Source organism: Exiguobacterium sp. s133, from assembly GCF_018618595.1.
Classification (GTDB): Bacteria; Bacillota; Bacilli; order Exiguobacteriales; family Exiguobacteriaceae; genus Exiguobacterium_A; species Exiguobacterium_A oxidotolerans.
On sequence record NZ_JACSMK010000001.1, the window covers coordinates 481,493 to 501,048 of the forward strand.

18 protein-coding genes are annotated in these 19,556 nt (G+C 44.9%); 1 reads left to right on the forward strand and 17 read right to left on the reverse strand.

The window, feature by feature from the left end:
* Positions 1-10: 10 nt before the first annotated feature.
* The 4 genes from KNP96_RS02400 to infC all read right to left on the reverse strand — a co-directional run bounded on the left by KNP96_RS02400 (position 11) and on the right by infC (position 1,762).
* Positions 11-493, reverse strand: a complete 483-nt coding sequence (locus KNP96_RS02400) for a dUTP diphosphatase (protein WP_214766554.1) — start codon at positions 491-493, stop codon at positions 11-13.
* A 119-nt stretch (positions 494-612) separates the two neighbouring features.
* A complete protein-coding gene (gene rplT / locus KNP96_RS02405; RefSeq protein ID WP_088837591.1) occupies positions 613-972 on the reverse strand; it encodes a 50S ribosomal protein L20 in 360 nt (119 codons plus the stop codon).
* 37 nt (positions 973-1,009) lie between these two features.
* Entirely contained in the window at positions 1,010-1,204 is a 195-nt protein-coding gene (rpmI, locus tag KNP96_RS02410) for a 50S ribosomal protein L35 (protein ID WP_012371058.1), read from the reverse strand.
* Positions 1,205-1,231: 27 nt separating this feature from the next.
* Positions 1,232-1,762 carry a translation initiation factor IF-3 gene (infC, locus tag KNP96_RS02415; protein WP_029331126.1) on the reverse strand — a complete coding sequence of 177 codons (531 nt, stop codon included), beginning with the start codon at positions 1,760-1,762 and terminating at the stop codon, positions 1,232-1,234.
* Positions 1,763-2,194: 432 nt separating this feature from the next.
* Here infC and KNP96_RS02420 point away from each other — a divergent pair, with 432 nt between their 5' ends.
* Positions 2,195-3,670 carry a catalase gene (locus KNP96_RS02420; protein WP_088837592.1) on the forward strand — a complete coding sequence of 492 codons (1,476 nt, stop codon included), beginning with the start codon at positions 2,195-2,197 and terminating at the stop codon, positions 3,668-3,670.
* Between the two features lie 156 nt (positions 3,671-3,826).
* On the opposite strand, the gene KNP96_RS02425 is transcribed toward KNP96_RS02420, so the two are convergent.
* The 13 genes from KNP96_RS02425 to KNP96_RS02485 form a co-directional block, all read right to left on the reverse strand.
* Complete coding sequence (locus tag KNP96_RS02425; RefSeq protein ID WP_251132185.1) at positions 3,827-5,023, reverse strand: glycoside hydrolase family protein; 1,197 nt, start codon at positions 5,021-5,023, stop codon at positions 3,827-3,829.
* Between the two features lie 201 nt (positions 5,024-5,224).
* Positions 5,225-7,165: a threonine--tRNA ligase gene (thrS, locus tag KNP96_RS02430; RefSeq protein ID WP_088837593.1), complete on the reverse strand. Its 1,941-nt coding sequence runs from the start codon at positions 7,163-7,165 to the stop codon at positions 5,225-5,227.
* A gap of 323 nt (positions 7,166-7,488) precedes the next feature.
* On the reverse strand, positions 7,489-8,406 hold the full coding sequence (dnaI, locus tag KNP96_RS02435) for a primosomal protein DnaI (protein ID WP_214766556.1): 918 nt from the start codon (positions 8,404-8,406) through the stop codon (positions 7,489-7,491).
* A gap of 12 nt (positions 8,407-8,418) precedes the next feature.
* Positions 8,419-9,774 carry a replication initiation and membrane attachment family protein gene (locus tag KNP96_RS02440; protein ID WP_088837595.1) on the reverse strand — a complete coding sequence of 452 codons (1,356 nt, stop codon included), beginning with the start codon at positions 9,772-9,774 and terminating at the stop codon, positions 8,419-8,421.
* A 67-nt stretch (positions 9,775-9,841) separates the two neighbouring features.
* A complete protein-coding gene (gene nrdR, locus KNP96_RS02445; RefSeq protein WP_088837596.1) occupies positions 9,842-10,324 on the reverse strand; it encodes a transcriptional regulator NrdR in 483 nt (160 codons plus the stop codon).
* A gap of 13 nt (positions 10,325-10,337) precedes the next feature.
* Positions 10,338-10,706, reverse strand: a complete 369-nt coding sequence (locus tag KNP96_RS02450; protein WP_088837597.1) for a hypothetical protein — start codon at positions 10,704-10,706, stop codon at positions 10,338-10,340.
* 104 nt (positions 10,707-10,810) lie between these two features.
* Positions 10,811-11,197, reverse strand: a complete 387-nt coding sequence (gene speD, locus KNP96_RS02455; protein ID WP_029331133.1) for an adenosylmethionine decarboxylase — start codon at positions 11,195-11,197, stop codon at positions 10,811-10,813.
* Positions 11,198-11,459: 262 nt separating this feature from the next.
* The gene (locus KNP96_RS02460; RefSeq protein ID WP_088837598.1) at positions 11,460-12,500 is read right to left on the reverse strand and encodes a glyceraldehyde-3-phosphate dehydrogenase; all 1,041 of its coding nucleotides are present in this window, start codon (positions 12,498-12,500) and stop codon (positions 11,460-11,462) included.
* Positions 12,501-12,664: 164 nt separating this feature from the next.
* A complete protein-coding gene (gene coaE / locus KNP96_RS02465; RefSeq protein WP_088837599.1) occupies positions 12,665-13,255 on the reverse strand; it encodes a dephospho-CoA kinase in 591 nt (196 codons plus the stop codon).
* On the reverse strand, positions 13,252-14,082 hold the full coding sequence (gene mutM, locus KNP96_RS02470) for a DNA-formamidopyrimidine glycosylase (protein WP_088837600.1): 831 nt from the start codon (positions 14,080-14,082) through the stop codon (positions 13,252-13,254). Before mutM ends, coaE begins: the two co-directional genes overlap by 4 nt.
* A gap of 21 nt (positions 14,083-14,103) precedes the next feature.
* Positions 14,104-16,698 (reverse strand): DNA polymerase I, encoded by a 2,595-nt coding sequence (gene polA, locus KNP96_RS02475; protein WP_088837601.1) that lies wholly within the window; start codon positions 16,696-16,698, stop codon positions 14,104-14,106.
* 213 nt (positions 16,699-16,911) lie between these two features.
* A complete protein-coding gene (pnpS, locus tag KNP96_RS02480; protein WP_088837602.1) occupies positions 16,912-18,645 on the reverse strand; it encodes a two-component system histidine kinase PnpS in 1,734 nt (577 codons plus the stop codon).
* Positions 18,642-19,349, reverse strand: coding sequence for a response regulator transcription factor (locus tag KNP96_RS02485; RefSeq protein WP_029331139.1), 708 nt, complete (start codon positions 19,347-19,349; stop codon positions 18,642-18,644). The genes pnpS and KNP96_RS02485 overlap by 4 nt, the downstream gene beginning before the upstream one ends.
* Positions 19,350-19,556 lie beyond the last annotated feature (207 nt).

Genomic DNA, 19,556 nt, shown 5'->3' on the forward strand with positions numbered 1-19,556 from the left:
GATTTCCTCCTCAGTAACCGTTGTCTTGGCGAACATGATTCGCCTCGTTTTTTGAAACATAAGCCTTGAAAATCATTTCTTGTGTAAAACCAAGTGTAGCACCTAATGCTAGGTATGCACCAATTAAAACATCGTAACTTTGTTCTGTTCTTGAAATCGCGAACACATTTGTTTTATTGTAAACATCTAAAAACGCGTCTGTCGCAGTCAAGTAATAATCCCCTTCAACGAATCGATCTTTCTTATAATCAAGAGCTAGACCGAGCGATAGGAGGAAATGGACGCCATCGACATATTCCTCAAGAATCGTAACTTGTGCTGATGGTCCCTTTGTCGACCAGAATTTAAAGCAACGTGTTTCATTCGCCAGTTCGCCTAACTCTACTAATAGGGCAAGCAACCGCTCATCAAACTGATTCCCGGTCAAATTATGTTCTGACTGGATTCGTTTATCTAACTGTTCCTGCATCTCAAAAAGTGTCAACCAGTCCATCTTAATTCTCCTTCTATCCAAAAAAATAAAACGTAGACATAAACTTCTGCCTATCACCTATTTTAGCATTCCTCAAAAAAAAACGCCGGAGAATTAAATTCCCCGACGAATTGTAGAACTTAAGCGTTCAATTTTGCTTTTGCTGAGTCAGCAAGTGAAGCAAATGCAGCTGAATCTGTAACTGCGAGGTCAGCAAGCATCTTACGGTTGATGTCGATACCCGCAAGTTTGAGACCATGCATCATGCGGCTATAAGAAAGACCGTTGATACGTGCAGCCGCATTGATCCGAGTGATCCAGAGGCGACGGAAGTCACGTTTCTTTTGACGACGGTCACGGTAAGCATACATGAGAGATTTCATGACTTGCTGTTTCGCTACCTTGAAGAGTGTATGTTTCGAGCCGTAATAGCCCTTAGCTAATTTGAGTTGTTTTTTACGACGTTGACGAGTCGTATATCCGCCTTTTACGCGTGGCATATAAATTCCCTCCTAAATCTGTGTACGATTGAATAAATTACTTCGCGATCATGTGACGGATGCGTTTGAAGTCACCCGATGATACCATGCTAGCTTTACGTAATTTACGTTTCGCTTTAGTTGATTTGTTACCGAATAAGTGGCTTGTGTAAGCACGACCACGTTTCAATTTGCCAGAAGCAGTACGTTTGAAACGCTTAGAAGCACCGCGGTGCGATTTCATTTTAGGCATGAGAGATTCCCTCCTACTTCGATTCGATTAGTCTTCTTTCTTTGGAGCAAGCACTAAGAACATGCTGCGTCCTTCCATCTTCGGTCTCTGTTCAACTACACCGAACTCGCTTAAATCCGTAGCGAGACGTTCAAGGACACGTCTACCGATTTCCGAGTGAGTGATGGCACGTCCGCGGAAGCGAATACTCGCTTTCACTTTGTTACCATTCTCCAAGAATTTCTTCGCATTACGGAATTTCGTTTGGAAGTCATTCTCCTCGATTGTTGGGCTGAGACGGACTTCTTTCATCTGAATCACTTTCTGATTCTTCCGAGTTTCTTTGTCCTTCTTTTGCAACTCGAAACGGTATTTACCGTAGTCCATGATTTTACATACAGGCGGCGTTGCTTGTGGTGCGACCATGACGAGGTCAAGGTCAGCTTCCTCAGCGAGACGCAATGCCTCAGTGCGTGATTGGACTCCAAGTTGTGCACCATCCGCTCCGATAAGACGAACTTCTCGAGCGCGGATGCCTTCATTGATTAACAGATCTTTGCTAATGGTTAGCACCTCCATCGTGCAGAGCACGAAAAATGAATGATATAAAACGCTATAAAAAAAGCGTCGGCAGTTTTTCCCGCCCACACTCATAAAGAATACAATAGTCAGAGAACACTCTACTATCACATATCATCATGATGGACCAGCACAGCAACCTGTACATGGTGAGAAGCGGGATGCTTCTGCTTTGTTGTCATTTCACTTTGCTATCATAGCACTTACTTTCCCGTGATGTCAAGCCGCTTTATCAGTTCAATTAGCACGTTGCTCACATACTTGATTATAATAGCAATCCTAAGTTCGTTTAGCAAGAAGTTTCTGATTAGAAATGAATGGGTAAATTTATCTTGTGCTAAAAATTATTTATTTGAATAGTGCTTATTTCTTTATTTAGAATGATTATTGTTTTATAATTGTTTTAATCTTACATAAGGGGGAGTTAAAATAATGAATGAAAACGAAAAGAAATTAACGACGAATCAGGGTGTGCCGATTGGGGACAACCAAAACTCACGTACAGCTGGACGTCGCGGACCTACTTTATTAGAAGACTATCAATTAATCGAAAAAATTGCTCACTTTGACCGTGAGCGCGTACCGGAACGCGTTGTACACGCACGTGGCTTCGGCGCACACGGTGTCTTTAAAGTAAAAAATTCGATGAAAAAATATACAAAAGCGGCTTTCCTACAAGAAGAAGGAACGGAAGTCCCTGTCTTTGCCCGCTTCTCTACCGTCATTCATGGTACACACTCTCCTGAAACACTCCGTGATCCACGCGGCTTCTCTGTTAAATTCTATACAGAAGAAGGAAACTGGGATTTCGTCGGTAACAACTTACCGGTCTTCTTCATTCGAGATGCAATGAAGTTCCCGGACATGGTTCATTCATTAAAACCGGATCCACGGACAAACATCCAAGATCCTGATCGTTACTGGGATTTCATGACACTTCGCCCTGAATCAACGAATATGTTGATGCACCTCTTCACAGATGAAGGAATTCCAGCGAGCTACCGTAAAATGCGTGGTTCTTCTGTTCACTCATTCAAATGGGTAAACGCACACGGTAACACGGTCTACATCAAGTTACGTTGGGTACCAAAAGAAGGCGTTCATAATTTATCTGCCGACGAAGCAACCGAAGTACAAGGAAAAGATTTTAATCATGCGTCTAACGATACATTCCAAGCTATCGAAAATGGCGATTTCCCAGAATGGGATCTTTTCGTCCAAGTACTCGATCCTGCTGATGTCGAAAACTTCGACTTCGACCCACTTGACGCTACAAAAGACTGGTTCGAAGATGTCATTCCATTCCAACACGTCGGAACGATGACATTAAACAAAAACGTCGACAACTACTTTGCTGAAACGGAATCAGTCGGTTTCAACCCAGGTGTCCTTGTACCGGGTATGTTACCATCTGAAGATAAACTACTTCAAGGCCGTTTATTCTCTTACTCCGATACACAGCGTCACCGGATTGGACCGAACTATCAACAGCTTCCAATCAACTGCCCGTTCGCTCAAGTCAACAACTACCAGCGTGATGGTGCAATGCCGTTTAAGCAGCAAACAAGTTCAGTCAACTACGAACCAAACCGTTACCAAGATGAACCGAAACAAACACCTGAGTATACGGAAGACACACAACCACTCCATGATGACATTCATGGCCGTCTCGAAATCGAGAAAACGAATAACTTCGGCCAAGCTGGTGAAGTCTACCGTCGTATGACGGAAGAAGAACAGATGGCTCTTCTCAATAACCTTGTGAATGACCTTCAACAAGTACGTCACGAAAACACGGTCTTACTCGCAATCTGTAACTTCTACCGTGCCGATGCGTCACTCGGTGAAAAGTTATCGAAAGCATTGAACGTCGACATCAAACCGTTCTTGCAACAAATGCAAAAATAATAAGCCGTATAAACGAACAGCCTACTCCTGAATCGGGAGTGGGCTGTTTTTAATTATAGAAACACTACTGACAGAAGACTTTTACATAGGATGACCAGTTCTTCTTTTTGCAGCAATCACTTGTCACGTTTCGCTTCAATATGGAATTTATATGCTTCATGGGACAAAATTGAACCGTTCTGATGTCTCTACTGAAAAATTATTCAACTTTGAATAAAGTACGACTTGCCCTACTTTGACTTCTTTGATTTTATTTTTACGAAGATTCAGCTTTTCAGCATCCGTAAATCGATTATAGACGGGTTTAAATCCATTACTTTGATGTGGTTGCATCTGGATCGCACGATCTGTATTTTCAATCTTATTACCTTTGATGATTCCACCAACGACACCGCGTCCGAGAATCGCGATCGCCTTTCCATCTGCTCGATGAACGTTTCGGATTGTATTCATTTGAACGATCGCCTTCTCCCAATTCATCATCGAAATCGCGTGATCTTTCGTACCATCAATCGTATTGTATTCAATTCGAATATTCTGATGCGGACGGTCTTGCGAGTACTGGTGGGTACCGATTGCGACATTTATGTTTTTGAACGTATTGTTTCGAATCACAATATTTTGATTCGGTGTCCGATCCTGCGCAGACCACTTCCATCGAAATCCTTGTGTTACCGGATCAGGTGTATCTAAATTAATTGATTCATTGGGTCCCGTATTTTTAATCATCGTCGCATTGATGAATGCCATATTTTCTATCACAGCATGATTCGTTGCATCTAACTCAATCGCGTGTGAACCGTTTTGGTTACGAATCGTCAGTCCACCGATGTAAAGATTCGCGTTATGGGCAATCGCAAAGGCTGCGCCTCTAGCGAGATGACTTAAATCGATTTGTGCATTGCCCTGACCTTCAATCGTCACATAATTCGAACCGTTATATTTTCCGACCGTTGTCTTCAGACGCAAAACGGATGGTGGAACGAGGTCGAAGACACTTGTTGTTGCTGCGATTTTCGTCGTCCCGGTATCGAATGTCTTTTTAATGATGACACCATCTTCTAGACGAATCGTTGTATTCGATGGAACCCCCACACGAATCGGCGACAGATACGTTCCTTTCGCTAAGATCAGTGTCCCACCGCCTTCCGCCTCAATTTTTTCTAAATAAGACCGCAACGTATAATAGTTTTTTGTTTTTTCATTATATGTCGAATACTTTCGTAAAACAGAATCAATCGGCTCTGTCCGAGGTGTAATCCGGTATGTTTTCATACTTTCGACTCGTTCGATGTCCGGCGCAATGAAGGTAAACGACATCGCACAAAGACACACTAAAATTAATTTCTTCAACCGTTCCACCCCTCTCATCCATGTATCGGTCGTTTCTCAAAAACTCTGTAGATACAAAACGGGTGGACTCGAAAATTTCTCCAAAATCCATCGGGTTAAGCTGCGATTCCTCCCGGATGCAAGAAAAAGCCAGCCTTCCCGTGCCCGTGACGGACAGGAAAGCTGACTTGTGTCGTGCTAACCGATTCAGCTTATTATTGATTACTTCGAACGGTTGGCAATCTCTGCTTCTAAATCAGCAACGAATTGCTCAAGCGAGGCATTGCTTGAATCTTTCGAGCCATAACGACGGATGTTGACTTCCCGTGACTCCACTTCTTTATCCCCGAGTACGAGCATGACCGGGATTTTGTTCATCTGTGCTTCACGGATGCGGTAACCGAGCTTCTCATCGCGGAAGTCCGTTTCAATCCGGATCCCTTTTTTCAAGAGCATCGCTTTAATTTCACGTGCATAGTCTTCCTGTGCCCGTGAGACCGGAATCAATTTGACTTGGACCGGTGCGAGCCATGTCGGGAATGCCCCTTTGTATTCTTCGATCAAGTACGCAACGAAACGTTCCATTGTCGAAACGACACCACGGTGCAAGACGACCGGACGATGGTCTTGTCCGTCATTTCCTTTATACGTCAATTCAAAGCGCTCCGGTAACAAGAAGTCGAGCTGAACTGTCGACAGTGTCTCATCCTTACCGAGTGCTGTCCGGACTTGAACATCGAGCTTCGGACCGTAAAACGCGGCTTCACCTTCTGCTTCGAAATATTCCAGTTCAAGTTCATCCATCGTTTCTTTCAACTCACGTTGCGCCATTTCCCAAATCGCATCGTTGTCGAAATACTTTTCCTTATCTGCCGGGTCACGGTAAGACAGACGGAATTTATAATCGGTAATCCCGAAGTCCGCGTAGACTTCTTGAATCAAGTGAACGATGGCTTTAAACTCATCTTTCATTTGATCCGGACGGACGAATGTATGCCCGTCGTTTAGGACCATGTAACGCACGCGTTGTAGCCCCGTCAGTGCACCTGACATTTCATAGCGGTGCATGCCACCAAGTTCTGCGACACGGAGTGGTAAGTCACGGTATGAGCGTGGCTCATTTTTATAAATCATCATGTGGTGCGGACAGTTCATCGGCCGAAGAACGAGTTCTTCATTATCCATCTCCATTTTCGGGAACATGTCATCTTGATAGTGATCCCAGTGACCTGACGTCTTATACAACTCAACTGAACCGAGCACAGGTGTGTAGACATGTTCATAACCCAGTTCGAGCTCTTTATCGACGATGTACCGTTCGACAGTACGACGGATGGCCGCCCCTTTTGGTAACCACATTGGTAACCCTTGACCGACGTCTTGCGATGTGAAGAACAAATCAAGTTCTTTTCCGAGTTTCCGGTGATCACGTTCTTTTGCTTCTGCCAAGAAGTGTAAGTGTTGTTTCAGTTGGTCTTTTGTTGCCCAGGCTGTCCCGTAAATCCGTTGCAGCATTTTATTTTTTGAATCACCACGCCAGTAAGCACCTGCGATGCTCATCAATTTGAAGACTTGCAGCTTCGCAGTCGCCGGGACGTGTGGACCACGGCATAAGTCGAAGAACTCGCCTTGGCGATAGAGTGTCAAATCTTGATCGGCTGGAATCGATTCAATCAATTCGATTTTAAGCGGGTCATTCAGTTCCTTATAGATGTTTAAAGCTTCATCACGCGAAACGACTTCTCGTTCAATGGACAAGTTTTCTCCCGCAATTTTATTCATCATCTTTTCGATGACCGGAAGATCTTCTTCTGTCAAACGACGTTCCATATCGATGTCATAATAAAAGCCGTTTTCAATTGTCGGTCCGATTCCAAGGTGAATCGTTTCATCCGGGAAAAGACGTTTGATCGCTTGCGCCATCAAGTGCGCAGACGAGTGACGAATCAAATCGAGTCCTTCTTCTGAGTCTGGCATGACGAGTTCGATGACACCGTCTTTTTCAATCGGACGTCGGTAGTCGATGACTTCACCGTCTAGTTTTGCGGCAAATGCCTTTTTACGGAGTCCTGGACTGATGGAAGCCGCGACTTCTTCAGCAGTTGTACCGGCTGCGAATTCTTTGACCGCGCCGTCTGGAAATGTAAGAGCAATAGTTGACATGACTGTTTCCCCCTTAAATTAAATAAAAAAAAGACCCATCCCTCTAAAAAGGGACGAGTCTTCATCTCGTGGTACCACCCTCGTTCCCGAACATGTTTCCATGTACCGGCTCGAACACGCGATAACGGGCGTGAGACGCAAACGGATTAGCCCCGTCTGTGCTATGAGGGAGTAAAGAAAACGAATAGAGTCCATGAGAAGCTTTCACCATCCTTCTCTCGCTTGTTTGGTCCAGTTCGTCCTTCGTATCCTCAATCTTTGCAATTCACTATACTGATTGTGCACTAAGTATAGCGAAAGATGAAGTTCTTTGACAAGGAAAATTAATAACGCCGGCGATTTTCACCTAAAAATTCAACTGGATTCGTCGTCGTCCGGATGCGTTCCATCAATCGCATCGCTTTCAATTTATCTCCTTGATCATTCGTAATCCCGAAATGAAGCTCGAGTTCATCATAGGATAAATTCGAACTGAACAATGTCGGCAAGCGATGCATCATCCGGTACTGCAAGATGATCCCGAACAGTTCGTCCCGGACCCACGGGCTGATCGACTCCGCCCCGATGTCGTCAATCAATAAAACGGGCACCGTCTGAAAACTCTCGAGGAACGTATCAAAACTATCAGACCGGATTCGGCGTTTCGCTTCCGAGACAAATCCCGGCGCATGGACAAGAATTGTCGCAACACGCTCTTTTTTGAGCGCATTCCCGATTGCTGCGAGCAGGTACGTTTTCCCGACACCGAAACTCCCGTGCAGATACAGTCCTTTGACCTGCTCTTTCGAACGAATCGTATTCAAAAATTGTGATGCTGCCCGCAAGGCAAGTTTTCGATCCGTCGTCGTCAAATCAAAGTCACTGAAGTTCGCGTCCCGTACTTCATCCGGTAAAAACAAACTTTTGAATTTTTTCTCGAGCGCCCGTTCATTTTCACGATCTTTGAGTGCTTGCGTTTTTTCATAAGCGACCATGATTTGACCTTTTTCTAAATGCAGCACGGGCTGATAGCCTTCGATAACGGCTTTTTTTTCAATCACTTGATGACCGTCCATCTGCTCGGCATATTCATTGAGCTTTAACATCCCTCGCTCAATCGTCCGTTGATCAATTTCAGGATGTGTCCTTAAAAAGACGATGACACCTGGATGCGATAGGACTCGCTCATGAATGGCGCGCACGGATGCTGCGACACCTGGACGATTCAAGATTTTTTCAATCGATGATTGGATATGTTCCATCTCACTACTCCTTTACTTCCCCTTTAGTTCACGCAGAATCCGTTCCATCTCTGCATCATCCGGTACTTCGGATTCAAAACTCGCTTTTTTAGTCGCTTCATATTTTTGTTGTTTCTCTTTTTCTTCTTGTAGCCATTTCGGATTCGGTCCAGTCGAACTCGGACGCCCTCTTCTGCCGCCAACCGTTTGGCGTGACCGTTCTTGCTTTTGATCCTGTTTCTTTGCGATTAATTCGTCTTGGTCTTTTGTTTTCGCTAATGCTTCTGCTGCTGTCGCGTAACCTTTCTGTTTCCAATCGTCGACAATCGACAGCAAAAAGTTTTTACTGAAGCGATTGTCCTTTTTCATGACAAGTGCGTAATAATAGGCAGCATTGACGATTCCCGACGACATTTCATAATCGATGATCAATTGCTGAATCAATTCTTCATCCCGTTCAGAAAGTGACTTCACCTTACGTAACTTCGCGACATAGTGCTTCGGATGAGTCCCTTCCATCGTCTCACTTTCACTTAAATCACCGACTTCGACTTCTTCGAGGACAGCGACCTTCGCTTTTTTATCACGACTGAGCTTTTGTTTCGCCGATAACATCATCTGTTTACAGCGCTCTTGCTTCTCACTGTCCGTCATTGGTAGGTACGCTTCATGCCGGAAGCGGGCATTCAACAGTTCCGCCATCAAGGTTTCATTCGACTGTGTGACGTAAGCTAGCTTCAGCAACAATTGGTCAATCGATTTCGTATAAAAGCTTCTCGGGAGAAAACGATCGGTCTGACGCTTCATTTCTTCTAAGTCGAATGAATAATCAAATTCATAGGCGGCACGTTCTTGTTTCGCATACGATTTTGGTTGATGGGCAGAAGCAAGTCCTGCTTTGACATCAAACACTTGATCAAAACGAACCGTCCGGTCAACGACATTTTTCGGTAGCTGCTCCGTCCGAAAACGATTTTGAAGTGCTCGAAAGCGGATTTCTCCGACACGATAAAACAGTAAGCTTGATAAGACACCATCATTCAAGAACGTATTCGGTGCTAACGGGACGCGAATTTGATAAACATAACGATAGGCAGCTTGTTTCGCCTCAAATGTTCGAATCAATCCAATTCCTTCGAGCTTAAAAAGCTCCTCTTTAAATTCATCAACAGAAAATCCTAACAATGTTCCTAGTTCTGCATGTGAGATATATTGTGATTTCGTTTTACCAGGAATCATCTCACTCCAAAACGTTTGGTACAGACCAAGAGCTTTTACACCGATGATCGGCTGATATAAATAATAGAGGGATTGATAAGCTTCACGATCGACGACACCATTACTCATGATTAAACATAAGTCCGTTCCCGATACATCACGTTCCAACATCTGTTTCGTCCCTTCTTTCGTGAGAAAAAGAGAGGTGCGTTCTGACCTACAGACGACCTCTCCTCGATTACGTTAAATTTTCACGTTCATTTTCTTGATGGCGTTCCATTAGTTCAGATAACTCTTGGAAAAAGACATTGATGTCTTTGAATTGTTTATAGACACTCGCAAAACGGACGTAAGCCACTTCATCAACAGAAGCGAGTTCATTCAAGACGAGCCGGCCGACCTGTTCACTCGGAATTTCATGTTGTGCCGTTGCCCGTAAGGCTTTTTCGACACGACTGACGACCGTTTCGAGTTGCTCAATTGAAATCGGACGTTTTTCACATGCACGGACGAGTCCACGTAAAATTTTATCACGATTGAATTCGTCACGGGTCCCATCCTTTTTCACGATGATGAGTGGTGTTTGTTCAATCATCTCGAATGTTGTAAAACGATAACCACATGATTCACATTCACGACGGCGCCGAATCGAGCCAAAATCTTGCACAGGTCTCGAATCGAGAACCTTCGTCCCGTTATAATTACAGGCTGGACAACGCATGCCGCACCTCCGTTCACGTAAATTCTTTTGTTCCAATCATTTTCAATCGGTATGTCGCATCTAATTCTTGATAGATTGTTTCAATCCATTGCTCGAGGTCCGGACCAAGTAATCCTTCGCGATGCAAAAATAGATCAACAGCTGTTCTACCAGAACCGACCATGATGACTGTCGCTAGTCCATCTAACCCAGTTCCTTGAAAAGATAATTCTCCTCGTTCAACATCAATTCGTTTAACGGTTCCGTGTTGCTTCGCCACGACAGTCTCAAGACCTGTAAACAACATCTCGGGAGTCGCAGCATAATAGTGCGTTCGTAATTTTTCGTTTTTATGCGTATCAGACGTTTCAAGTTGTTTTTGCAAACGTTCTTTAAATCCCATCCGCCATCACCTTTTCTGTTTTCTTCTACTATTAAGAATAACAGACGTCAGACATATTAAAAAGCCCTCGCCATAAAGACGAGGGCTGGTAGTTCGTGTTTTTGTCAGTTAACGTGCTGAATCGTAGCTGCCGGAACTTTAACTGGTCCCATGCCACGCGGAATTTCGACATTTTCACGGATTTTTGCATCTAATGCGTCAGCGATATAATTCGCTGCGATTGCTGGATCGATGCGATCCCCACACGTAAAGACATCAACTGATGCATATCCGTGTTCTGGGAAGCTATGAATCGTCAAATGCGATTCAGAAATGATGACGACGCCGCTTACTCCGTGTGGAGCAAACTTATGGAATGCGACTTCGCGTACCTCTGCACCTGCTTGAAGTGCTGCGTCAACGAAGAGTCGTTCGACAAACTCCATGTCGTTTAATTTTTCAGGATTACAATCCCAAAGTTCTGCAATAATGTGTCTTCCCATAGTATCCATTAGTGGATCCCCCCTACATTCAATGGTCTTCAAAGTATAGTCATGATCACTTACTTTGCGCCTGAGTCTTTCGCACCCACGGGGGAAAGTTAGTCCAGAGAGGTCCTAACCCTTTAAGCTGCGATTGCCAGACCGATTGAAGTTCACGATTTGAATTATAGCGAGTATCAAAAAGATACACAAGGATAAATTTTAAATTTCAGCGCCTATTTATTAAAAAACCGCTCTATCTGTTGGTATAGAGCGGTTTAAAAAATATAAATTATTTTAATTCTAATTCCTTTTCAACCGTTGTTGCCTCAATATGTGCTCCAATCATCTGAACGAGATCGACGACACGACATGAATATCCCCATTCATTGTCGTACCAAGCAAGCACCTTCACTTGGCGTCCACCCATGACCATCGTCGATAGGCCATCGACGACCGTCGAACGGACTTCCCCGTTAAAATCAATCGAAACGAGCGGTTCCATCGTCAACCCTAGAATCCCGTCTAACGCACCATCAGCTGCTTTCACGAACGCTTCATTTACTTCTGCGACCGTCGTATCACGACTCACTTCGACGACGAGGTCAACGAGCGACACGTTCGGTGTCGGAATGCGGAGCGCAAGCCCGTTCAACTTCCCTTCGAGATGCGGTAAAACGAGCGAAATGGCACGTGCCGCACCAGTGGATGTCGGAATAATCGATGATCCACAAGCCCGTGCCCGACGTAAATCCTTATGTGGATTATCAATATTATTTTGATCATTCGTAAAAGCATGAATCGTCGTGACGAGTCCCGTCTCGATTCCGAATGCCCGATCGATGACTTGAACGACAGGCGCAAGACAATTCGTCGTACAGGATGCATTCGAGACGACATGATCGTTCTCATGATCGTACATCGCATCGTTGACCCCCATTACGATTGTCCGAATGTCCCCTTTCGCCGGTGCCGTGATGACGACTTTTTTTGCTCCCGCCAACACATGTTTACTTGCGCCGTCTTTCGAATTGAACTTTCCTGTTGCTTCGACGACGACATCAATCTCAAGTTCCCCCCACGGTAATAACTCAGGATTACGTTCGCTGACGATTCTCACGAGTTGTTCATTAATCATCAAACCACCCTCGACAATCTCGACCGGGTATTCAAACTTTCCATGGACCGTATCGTACTTAATTAAGTGCGCGAGTGTTTCCGGTGGATAACTTGCATTAATTGCGACGACCTGACTTTTCCCCTCAGCGATTAATCGACGGAACACCATTCGACCAATACGCCCAAACCCGTTAACTGCCACCTTGACTCCCATGTGCGGATCCCCCTTCAATGTGACGGATAATGCTCCGTTTACAGATAGAACTATATCATGAAATGTAAGCGATTTCATTATGTAACCAAAAAAAAGTTGAGAGAAGTCATCAACTTCTCCCAAAACGATACTTCTGCTTCTTTAATTTTGTTTCGCTCCAAACCTCAACGCGTGACAGGTAACGTTTTTAACCACTGATCGATTTGTCGGTATAACGCTTCGACCGTTCCTTCGTTGACCAACACATAGTCGGCGAGGAGACGTTTCTGTTCAATATCGAGTTGAGATTGCACACGTGATTGCGCTTCCTCCCGTGACATTTGATTGCGTTCCATCAAGCGATCCAATTGTAGATAAGCGTTACAATAGACGACCACGACTTGATCGACAAGCTGTTTCCAATCTCCTTCTAATAAAAGCGGGATATCAAAAACCACTAAAGATTCTTCTTGCTGTTCCAATTCGTCTGCCCGGGCGAGCATCTGTTGTCGAATCTTCGGATGCATCAACTCATTCAGTAAATTCCGTTTTTCACTATCGTGAAAAATAATTTCACCAAGCTTGGCTCTGATTAATATCCCATCTTCAAATGCTTCCGGAAAGGCCGCTTTCACATCTTGATAAGCCAGTCCATCCGGTTCCATGACTTCCCGCGCGATCAAATCAGCATCGATGACCGGAATCCCATTCGTTTGTAGATACGTCGCGACGGTACTCTTTCCCGTCGCGATTCCTCCCGTCAAACCGATTCTCATAACGCGACCTGCTGACAGTTCGGGCAGAAGTGTGTCCCACGTCCACCAACCTTGATTTTTTCAATCGCTGTCCCGCAACGCGGACACGGGACACCTGTTTGACCATACACAGCAAGTTGCAGTTGAAACTCCCCTTTTCCGGATGGCGAGACATAACTCCGAATCGTACTGCCGCCACTTTCGACGGCTTTTTGTAAGACATCAACACCTGCGACGTGAATCCGCGAAATATCGTCAAGCGTCAAGGCCCCTGCTTTCGTTAACGGATGAATCCGTGCCGCGAACAACGTCTCATCGACATAGATATTCCCAAGTCCTAAAAAGATCGATTGATCGAGCAATGCTGTCTTGATCGGGCTGCGTTTTTTACGAATTAGATTTTCGGCTAAGACTTCCGCCGTGAACGTCGGATCAAACGGTTCCCGCTCGAGTTGGGCAAGTGGTGGGACCTGCATCACGGTCGCTTTTTCCCGCAGCTCCATCGTCCCGAACTTTCGGACGTCGTTATAATGCAACTCTGAGCCGTCTGTGAATCGAAAGATGACATGAGTATGCTTATCTTTTTCAATCGCTTGGGGATACGGAAAATACTTCCCTTCCATTCGTAAATGACTGACGAGATAAAACTGTTCAAATGCAAATAAAAGAAATTTCCCACGCCGTTCGACCCGTTCGATCCGCTCTTGCTTCAAAGCGTCGACAAACGGTGCAACTTCCATTCCCCGGATCATCTTCGGATGGAAGACCTTCACAGAAGAAATCGTTTTTCCAGAGACCGTCCGCTCCAGATTGCGTCTGACGGTCTCGACTTCAGGTAATTCAGGCACACTAGCTCCTCCTCTAACAGATTATTTCGTTTCGTACCATGAATGCCCCGCATCCCCGTCAACGCGTAACGGCACTGACAATTCGACCGTCTGCTCCATCGCTTGTTTGACGAGTGCTTTTAAAGCGTCCAGTTCTTCGTCTGGTGCTTCAAATATCAATTCATCATGTACTTGAAGCAATAAACGCGCCTTGAGTGGTGACGCTTCAAGCGCAGCATGGACATCGAGCATCGCTTTTTTGATGATATCTGCCGCCGATCCTTGAATCGGTGTATTGATTGCCGTCCGTTCTGCAAAACCACGTAAGTTAAAGTTCTTCGAATTGATGTCCGGAATATTACGACGCCGGTTCATCAATGTCTCGACGAATCCATTCGCGCGTGCTTTCTCGATTGCAGCATCCATGAATAACTTGATTTGCGGGAACAACTCAAAATAACGATCGATGAAGTCTTGTGCTTCTTTTCGACTGATGTTCAAATTTTGTGAGAGTCCGTAATCACTGATACCGTAAATGATTCCGAAGTTGACAGCTTTCGCTTGGCGACGCATGTTTCCTGTCACATCACCCGGATCGACCGAAAAAACACTACTCGCTGTTTGCGTATGAATGTCAGCGTCGTGCAGGAATGCATCGACCAGCGTTTTATCTTCCGACATATGCGCCATGACACGCAACTCAATTTGTGAATAGTCGGCAGCGTACAGTGACCATCCGGCTTGACTCGGAACAAACGCTTTACGAATCTTACGTCCCTCTTCAATCCGGACAGGAATATTTTGCAGGTTCGGGTTAACGGAACTGAGTCGTCCTGTTTGGGCGATCGTCTGAGCGAACCGGGTATGGATTTTCCCATCTTCTTTGATGACTTTTTGTAAACCTTCGACGTACGTCGATTGGAGTTTTTGCAGCTCACGATATAGCATGATGTGATCGATGACCGGATGGAGTGGTCTTAACTTCTCTAAGACATCTGCTGCCGTCGAATAACCCGTCTTCGTTTTCTTAAAGGCAGGAAGTTCGAGTTTTTCGAACAGGATGACGCCAAGTTGTTTCGGTGAGTTGATATTGAACGCTTCACCCGCTTGACCATAAATCAATTCCTCAAGATCCGTTAAGCGTCCTGCAAGATCATGTTGCATCTCTTGTAACGTCGCGACATCAACACGGATGCCGGTCCACTCCATTTCAGCAAGCACACCTGACAAAGGACGTTCGAGCGTTTCATACAATTCGAATTGTTGGTTCGCTTTGAGCTCTTCTTGTACTTTCGGGAACAACCGCTCAATCATCCGTGCTTTTTCTGCCAAATAAGGATGCAACAGTTCGTCTGTCGGCACGCTACGCTTTGCACCTTTTCCAAGGACTGCTTCTTCACTCGGCGCCATCATCGCATAATGACCGGCAATCGACGCAAGTGTCGTCCCACCGCTCAAGTTCAATAAGTATCCAGCGAGTAACAAGTCATCGAAGGCTTGCAGTTTTAAACCATGTTTCCGTAACGCAAAAGCAGCTTGTTTCGCATCGAGACAGATTTTTTGATGGTCCGACTCAATCCATTCGCGAAAAGCAGGATCCTCGACCAATTCACGAGAAGCGACATAAATTTGATTCGGTGTCGCGATACTAAAACCGATGATGTCTTCTTCCATATAGTCTTCGCGCAACTGCTCGACGACGAGGACAGCATCCTGCACGTCTGAAGGAAGTGTCGTAATCGTCTCGACGTTCAATTGTTCCTTGTCCTCTTCCTTGATGACAGGAGCAAAACGATTCGTTAACGATTTAAACCCGAGCGATTGGAATAACGAATACGGTACTTGTGTATCGACATCACTGATTTGTAAATCAGGCAACGTGACGTCGAGCGGGACATCGAGTTTGATTGTCGCAAGTTCTTTCGACAACCGGGCAAGGTCTTCGTTCGCGATGACCTTCTCTTTTTGTTTTCCTTTTAAGTCTTCGACATGCTCATACAGTCCTTCGACTGAACCATACGCAGAAATTAATTTAATCGCTGTTTTTTCGCCGATGCCAGGAATCCCGGGAATGTTATCCGATTTATCACCCATCAGCCCTTTTAAATCAATCATTTGAATCGGCTTCAGTCCACCGTACGTCTCGGCAAACAAGTCTTCCGTCATACACTGAACGTCCGTGATACCGCGCTTCGTGATCAATACCTCGACTTGATCGGTGACGAGTTGAAGTAAATCTTTATCACCCGTGACAATCCGTGTCCGGTCTGCCGGCATCGTCCGCGCTAGGGTTCCAATCAAATCATCTGCTTCATAACGATGAAGCTCCATCATTTGAATACCGAGCGCTTCACAGATATCACGTACAATCGGGAACTGCTCCCGTAGTTCAGACGGCGTCTTTTCCCGACTTCCCTTGTATTCTTGGTACACATCGTGGCGGAACGTTTCGCTCGAAGCATCAAACGCGACTAACATATGCGTCGGTTGCTCCTCTTCAAGTAATTTAAGTAACATCATCGTAAAGCCGTAAGCGGCGTTCGTGTTACGTCCTTGTGCGTCCGTCATCGGCGGCAAGGCAAAAAAGGCACGATACGTTAGTGAGTTTCCGTCAATCAATAAAAGTTTGTTTTCCATCGTCTCCGCTCCTTTGGAAGAATTTCTGTTCTTATTGTATCACTCTACACACATTTGTTCGCTAAAAACGCCATAAAAAAAGACGATTGGCTGTGAAGCCAATCGCCTTGTGGTGTACGACATGGGAGCTGAACCAGTCGTTCCACAGATGATGAAGAAGGTATCTTTAGCATACAATCGCTCTGTAAAGAGAATATGAACTCACGGTGAAGTTCAGCCTTTTTTCGGTAAACGTATCGTAAAGGTCGTTCCTTGTTGCTCCTCCGACTCGACATCAATCGTTCCATGATGCAAATCGATGATGTGTTTAACGATGGCAAGACCTAACCCTGTCCCACCTGAATTACGACTTCTCGCTTTGTCAATCCGATAGAAACGTTCGAAAATCCGTTGCGTTTCTTTCGGATGTATTCCGATCCCGTCATCCTTGATTTGGAGCGTGACCATCTCTTCCCCGTCTTCTAAGCTGACCCAGACATTCCCACCATTCGGCGTATAATTCAAAGCATTGGCAACTAGGTTGACGACGACTTGTTTCAACCGATTCAAGTCTGCCCGGATGAAGACTTCCTCTTCCGTCTCGATATGGATCGTCATCTCTTTTTCTTGCGCCTTATGATGCAGCAACGCCTCTGTCTCGTTAATCAGACTCGTCACATCGACAATCGTCGTCTCAAGTTGATAGTTATCTTGTTCAAGACGCGATAACTCCAACAAGTCCTCTACTAATGTCTGCATCCGCTCAGACTCATCGTGAATGATATTCAAAAATTGTTCGCGGATTTCCGGTACGTCTTGCGCACCATCAAGCAAGGTTTCCGCAAATCCTTTAATCGATGTTAATGGTGTCTTTAACTCGTGGCTAACATTTGCGACGAAGTCTTTCCGCATCTGCTCCAGTTTCTTGATTTCCGTGATGTCATTGAAAACGACGGTCGTACCTTGGACACGGCCATTCTTACCGAAGATTGGTGCCGCACTGACCATGAACGTCCGACTATTGATTCCAAAGCGGACACTCGATTGTTTCCGGTTCGGTTTTTCCGTCAAGTAAACATCTTCAATGACTTGACTCATTTTCTCATTTGGCAACACACGATAATACAGTTGACCATTTGATTTACCATGAATGTTGAACATTTCCCGATACGTCCGATTGACGAGGAGAACGTAGCCTTTTTCATCAATCAACATCAGACCGGCACCCATGTATTCAATCAACGACTCAAGTCGCGCGCGTTGCATCGCTTCACCGGACGAAGCATTTTCTAAGTTGCGTGCGAGTAAATTGATCGACTTCCCTAAGTCCCTTGATTCATCTGGTGAATTTAACTCATAGACACGGGATTTATAGTTTCCGTGCGATAGTTCACGCAAAACTTCCGTCGCTTCCGCTACAGGACGTAAGAACCGTTTCGTCGAGCTGTAGACGGTAAAGAAAATCATAAACAAGGAGACGATGAGCGAAAGAACGATCACCGTCCAAATGCGTGAGTAGATGACATCTAAGTCTTTCGTATAACGAATCAAGCTGAGGTACACTTCATTTCCACTAGCTGTCTGGACAGGTTTCGTAAACTGGAGACTCGTATCATCGGTCTTCGATTCGAACGTACCATCCACCGGAATCGCTGAGAAATTGATTGCCCGCACATTTAATTTCGTAACATCAACGGGTGTCCCAGCAATGATTTCTCCCCGTGAGTTAAATAAAATCATATCGAAATGCGATTCTGCGTACAATTGGTCGACATACGCAGCCATCTCTTCTAACGATCGACCTTGTAAAATCGTTTCAACGAGTGATGTTTCATCCATCAACTTTTCTTTTTCGTTATTCACATAAAACTCTTTAAACGATTGTCCTAACAAAAAACCAAGCGCAATCAGCACAAGACTGATGAAGGACAACATTTTTAGTATGAATCGTTTTCGGTATTTGCTCATTCCACTTTCGGCTCCTCCATCTTATATCCGAGCCCACGGATTGTTTTAATATAGATCGGTTTTTTCGTATTCGGTTCAATCTTTTCACGTACGTGACTGATATGCACATCGACAATTCGCGTATCTCCGACAAAATCATAGTTCCAAATCGCAGATAGGAGTTGATCACGTGTCAAAACCCGACCTTTATTTTTAGCGAGGTAAACGAGCAACTCGAACTCTTTTGGTGTGAGCTCTAGGCGTTCCTCTGCTTTGAACGCTTCATAGTTATCCGGAACGATTTTGACGTCCCCGATTAAGATCGTTCCATCCGTCGTTTCTTCCGTCGCGACTTGCTGATTCATTCGGCGAAGAATCGCCTTGACACGGGCTACGACTTCGCGCGGACTAAACGGTTTCGTCAAATAATCGTCTGCTCCGAGCTCAAGTCCCAGCACTTTATCAAATTCGTCATCTTTTGCCGTCAACATCAAGATTGGCGTGTTGATTTTTTGTTGGCGAAGTCGTTTACAGACTTCAAGTCCATCCAGTTCCGGTAGCATTAAATCGAGTACAATCAATGCGGCATCTTGCTTTTCCGCTAATTTTAAACCGGACATGCCATCGTGGGCAGTCTCTACAATAAAGCCAGCTTGTTCTAGATTGAATTTCAAAAGTGTAGCGATCGAGAGTTCGTCATCAACAACAATTATTTTATCTTTCAAAACAGTCGGCCTCCTCGGCAAATCTCATCTTCGAATGCGGAATTCATTGGAATCCACTTCTTCTGTCTTCATCTTAACGACTTTTCCTACTGAATCACAAATCTTTCTTACCTTTCTTTACACAATCTTTAAGGTCAAGCTACGTCGAAAGTCAGATTTCCGTGTAAAAGCCCATCAATTCGGGAAACAATACTGTATCGTCAATGA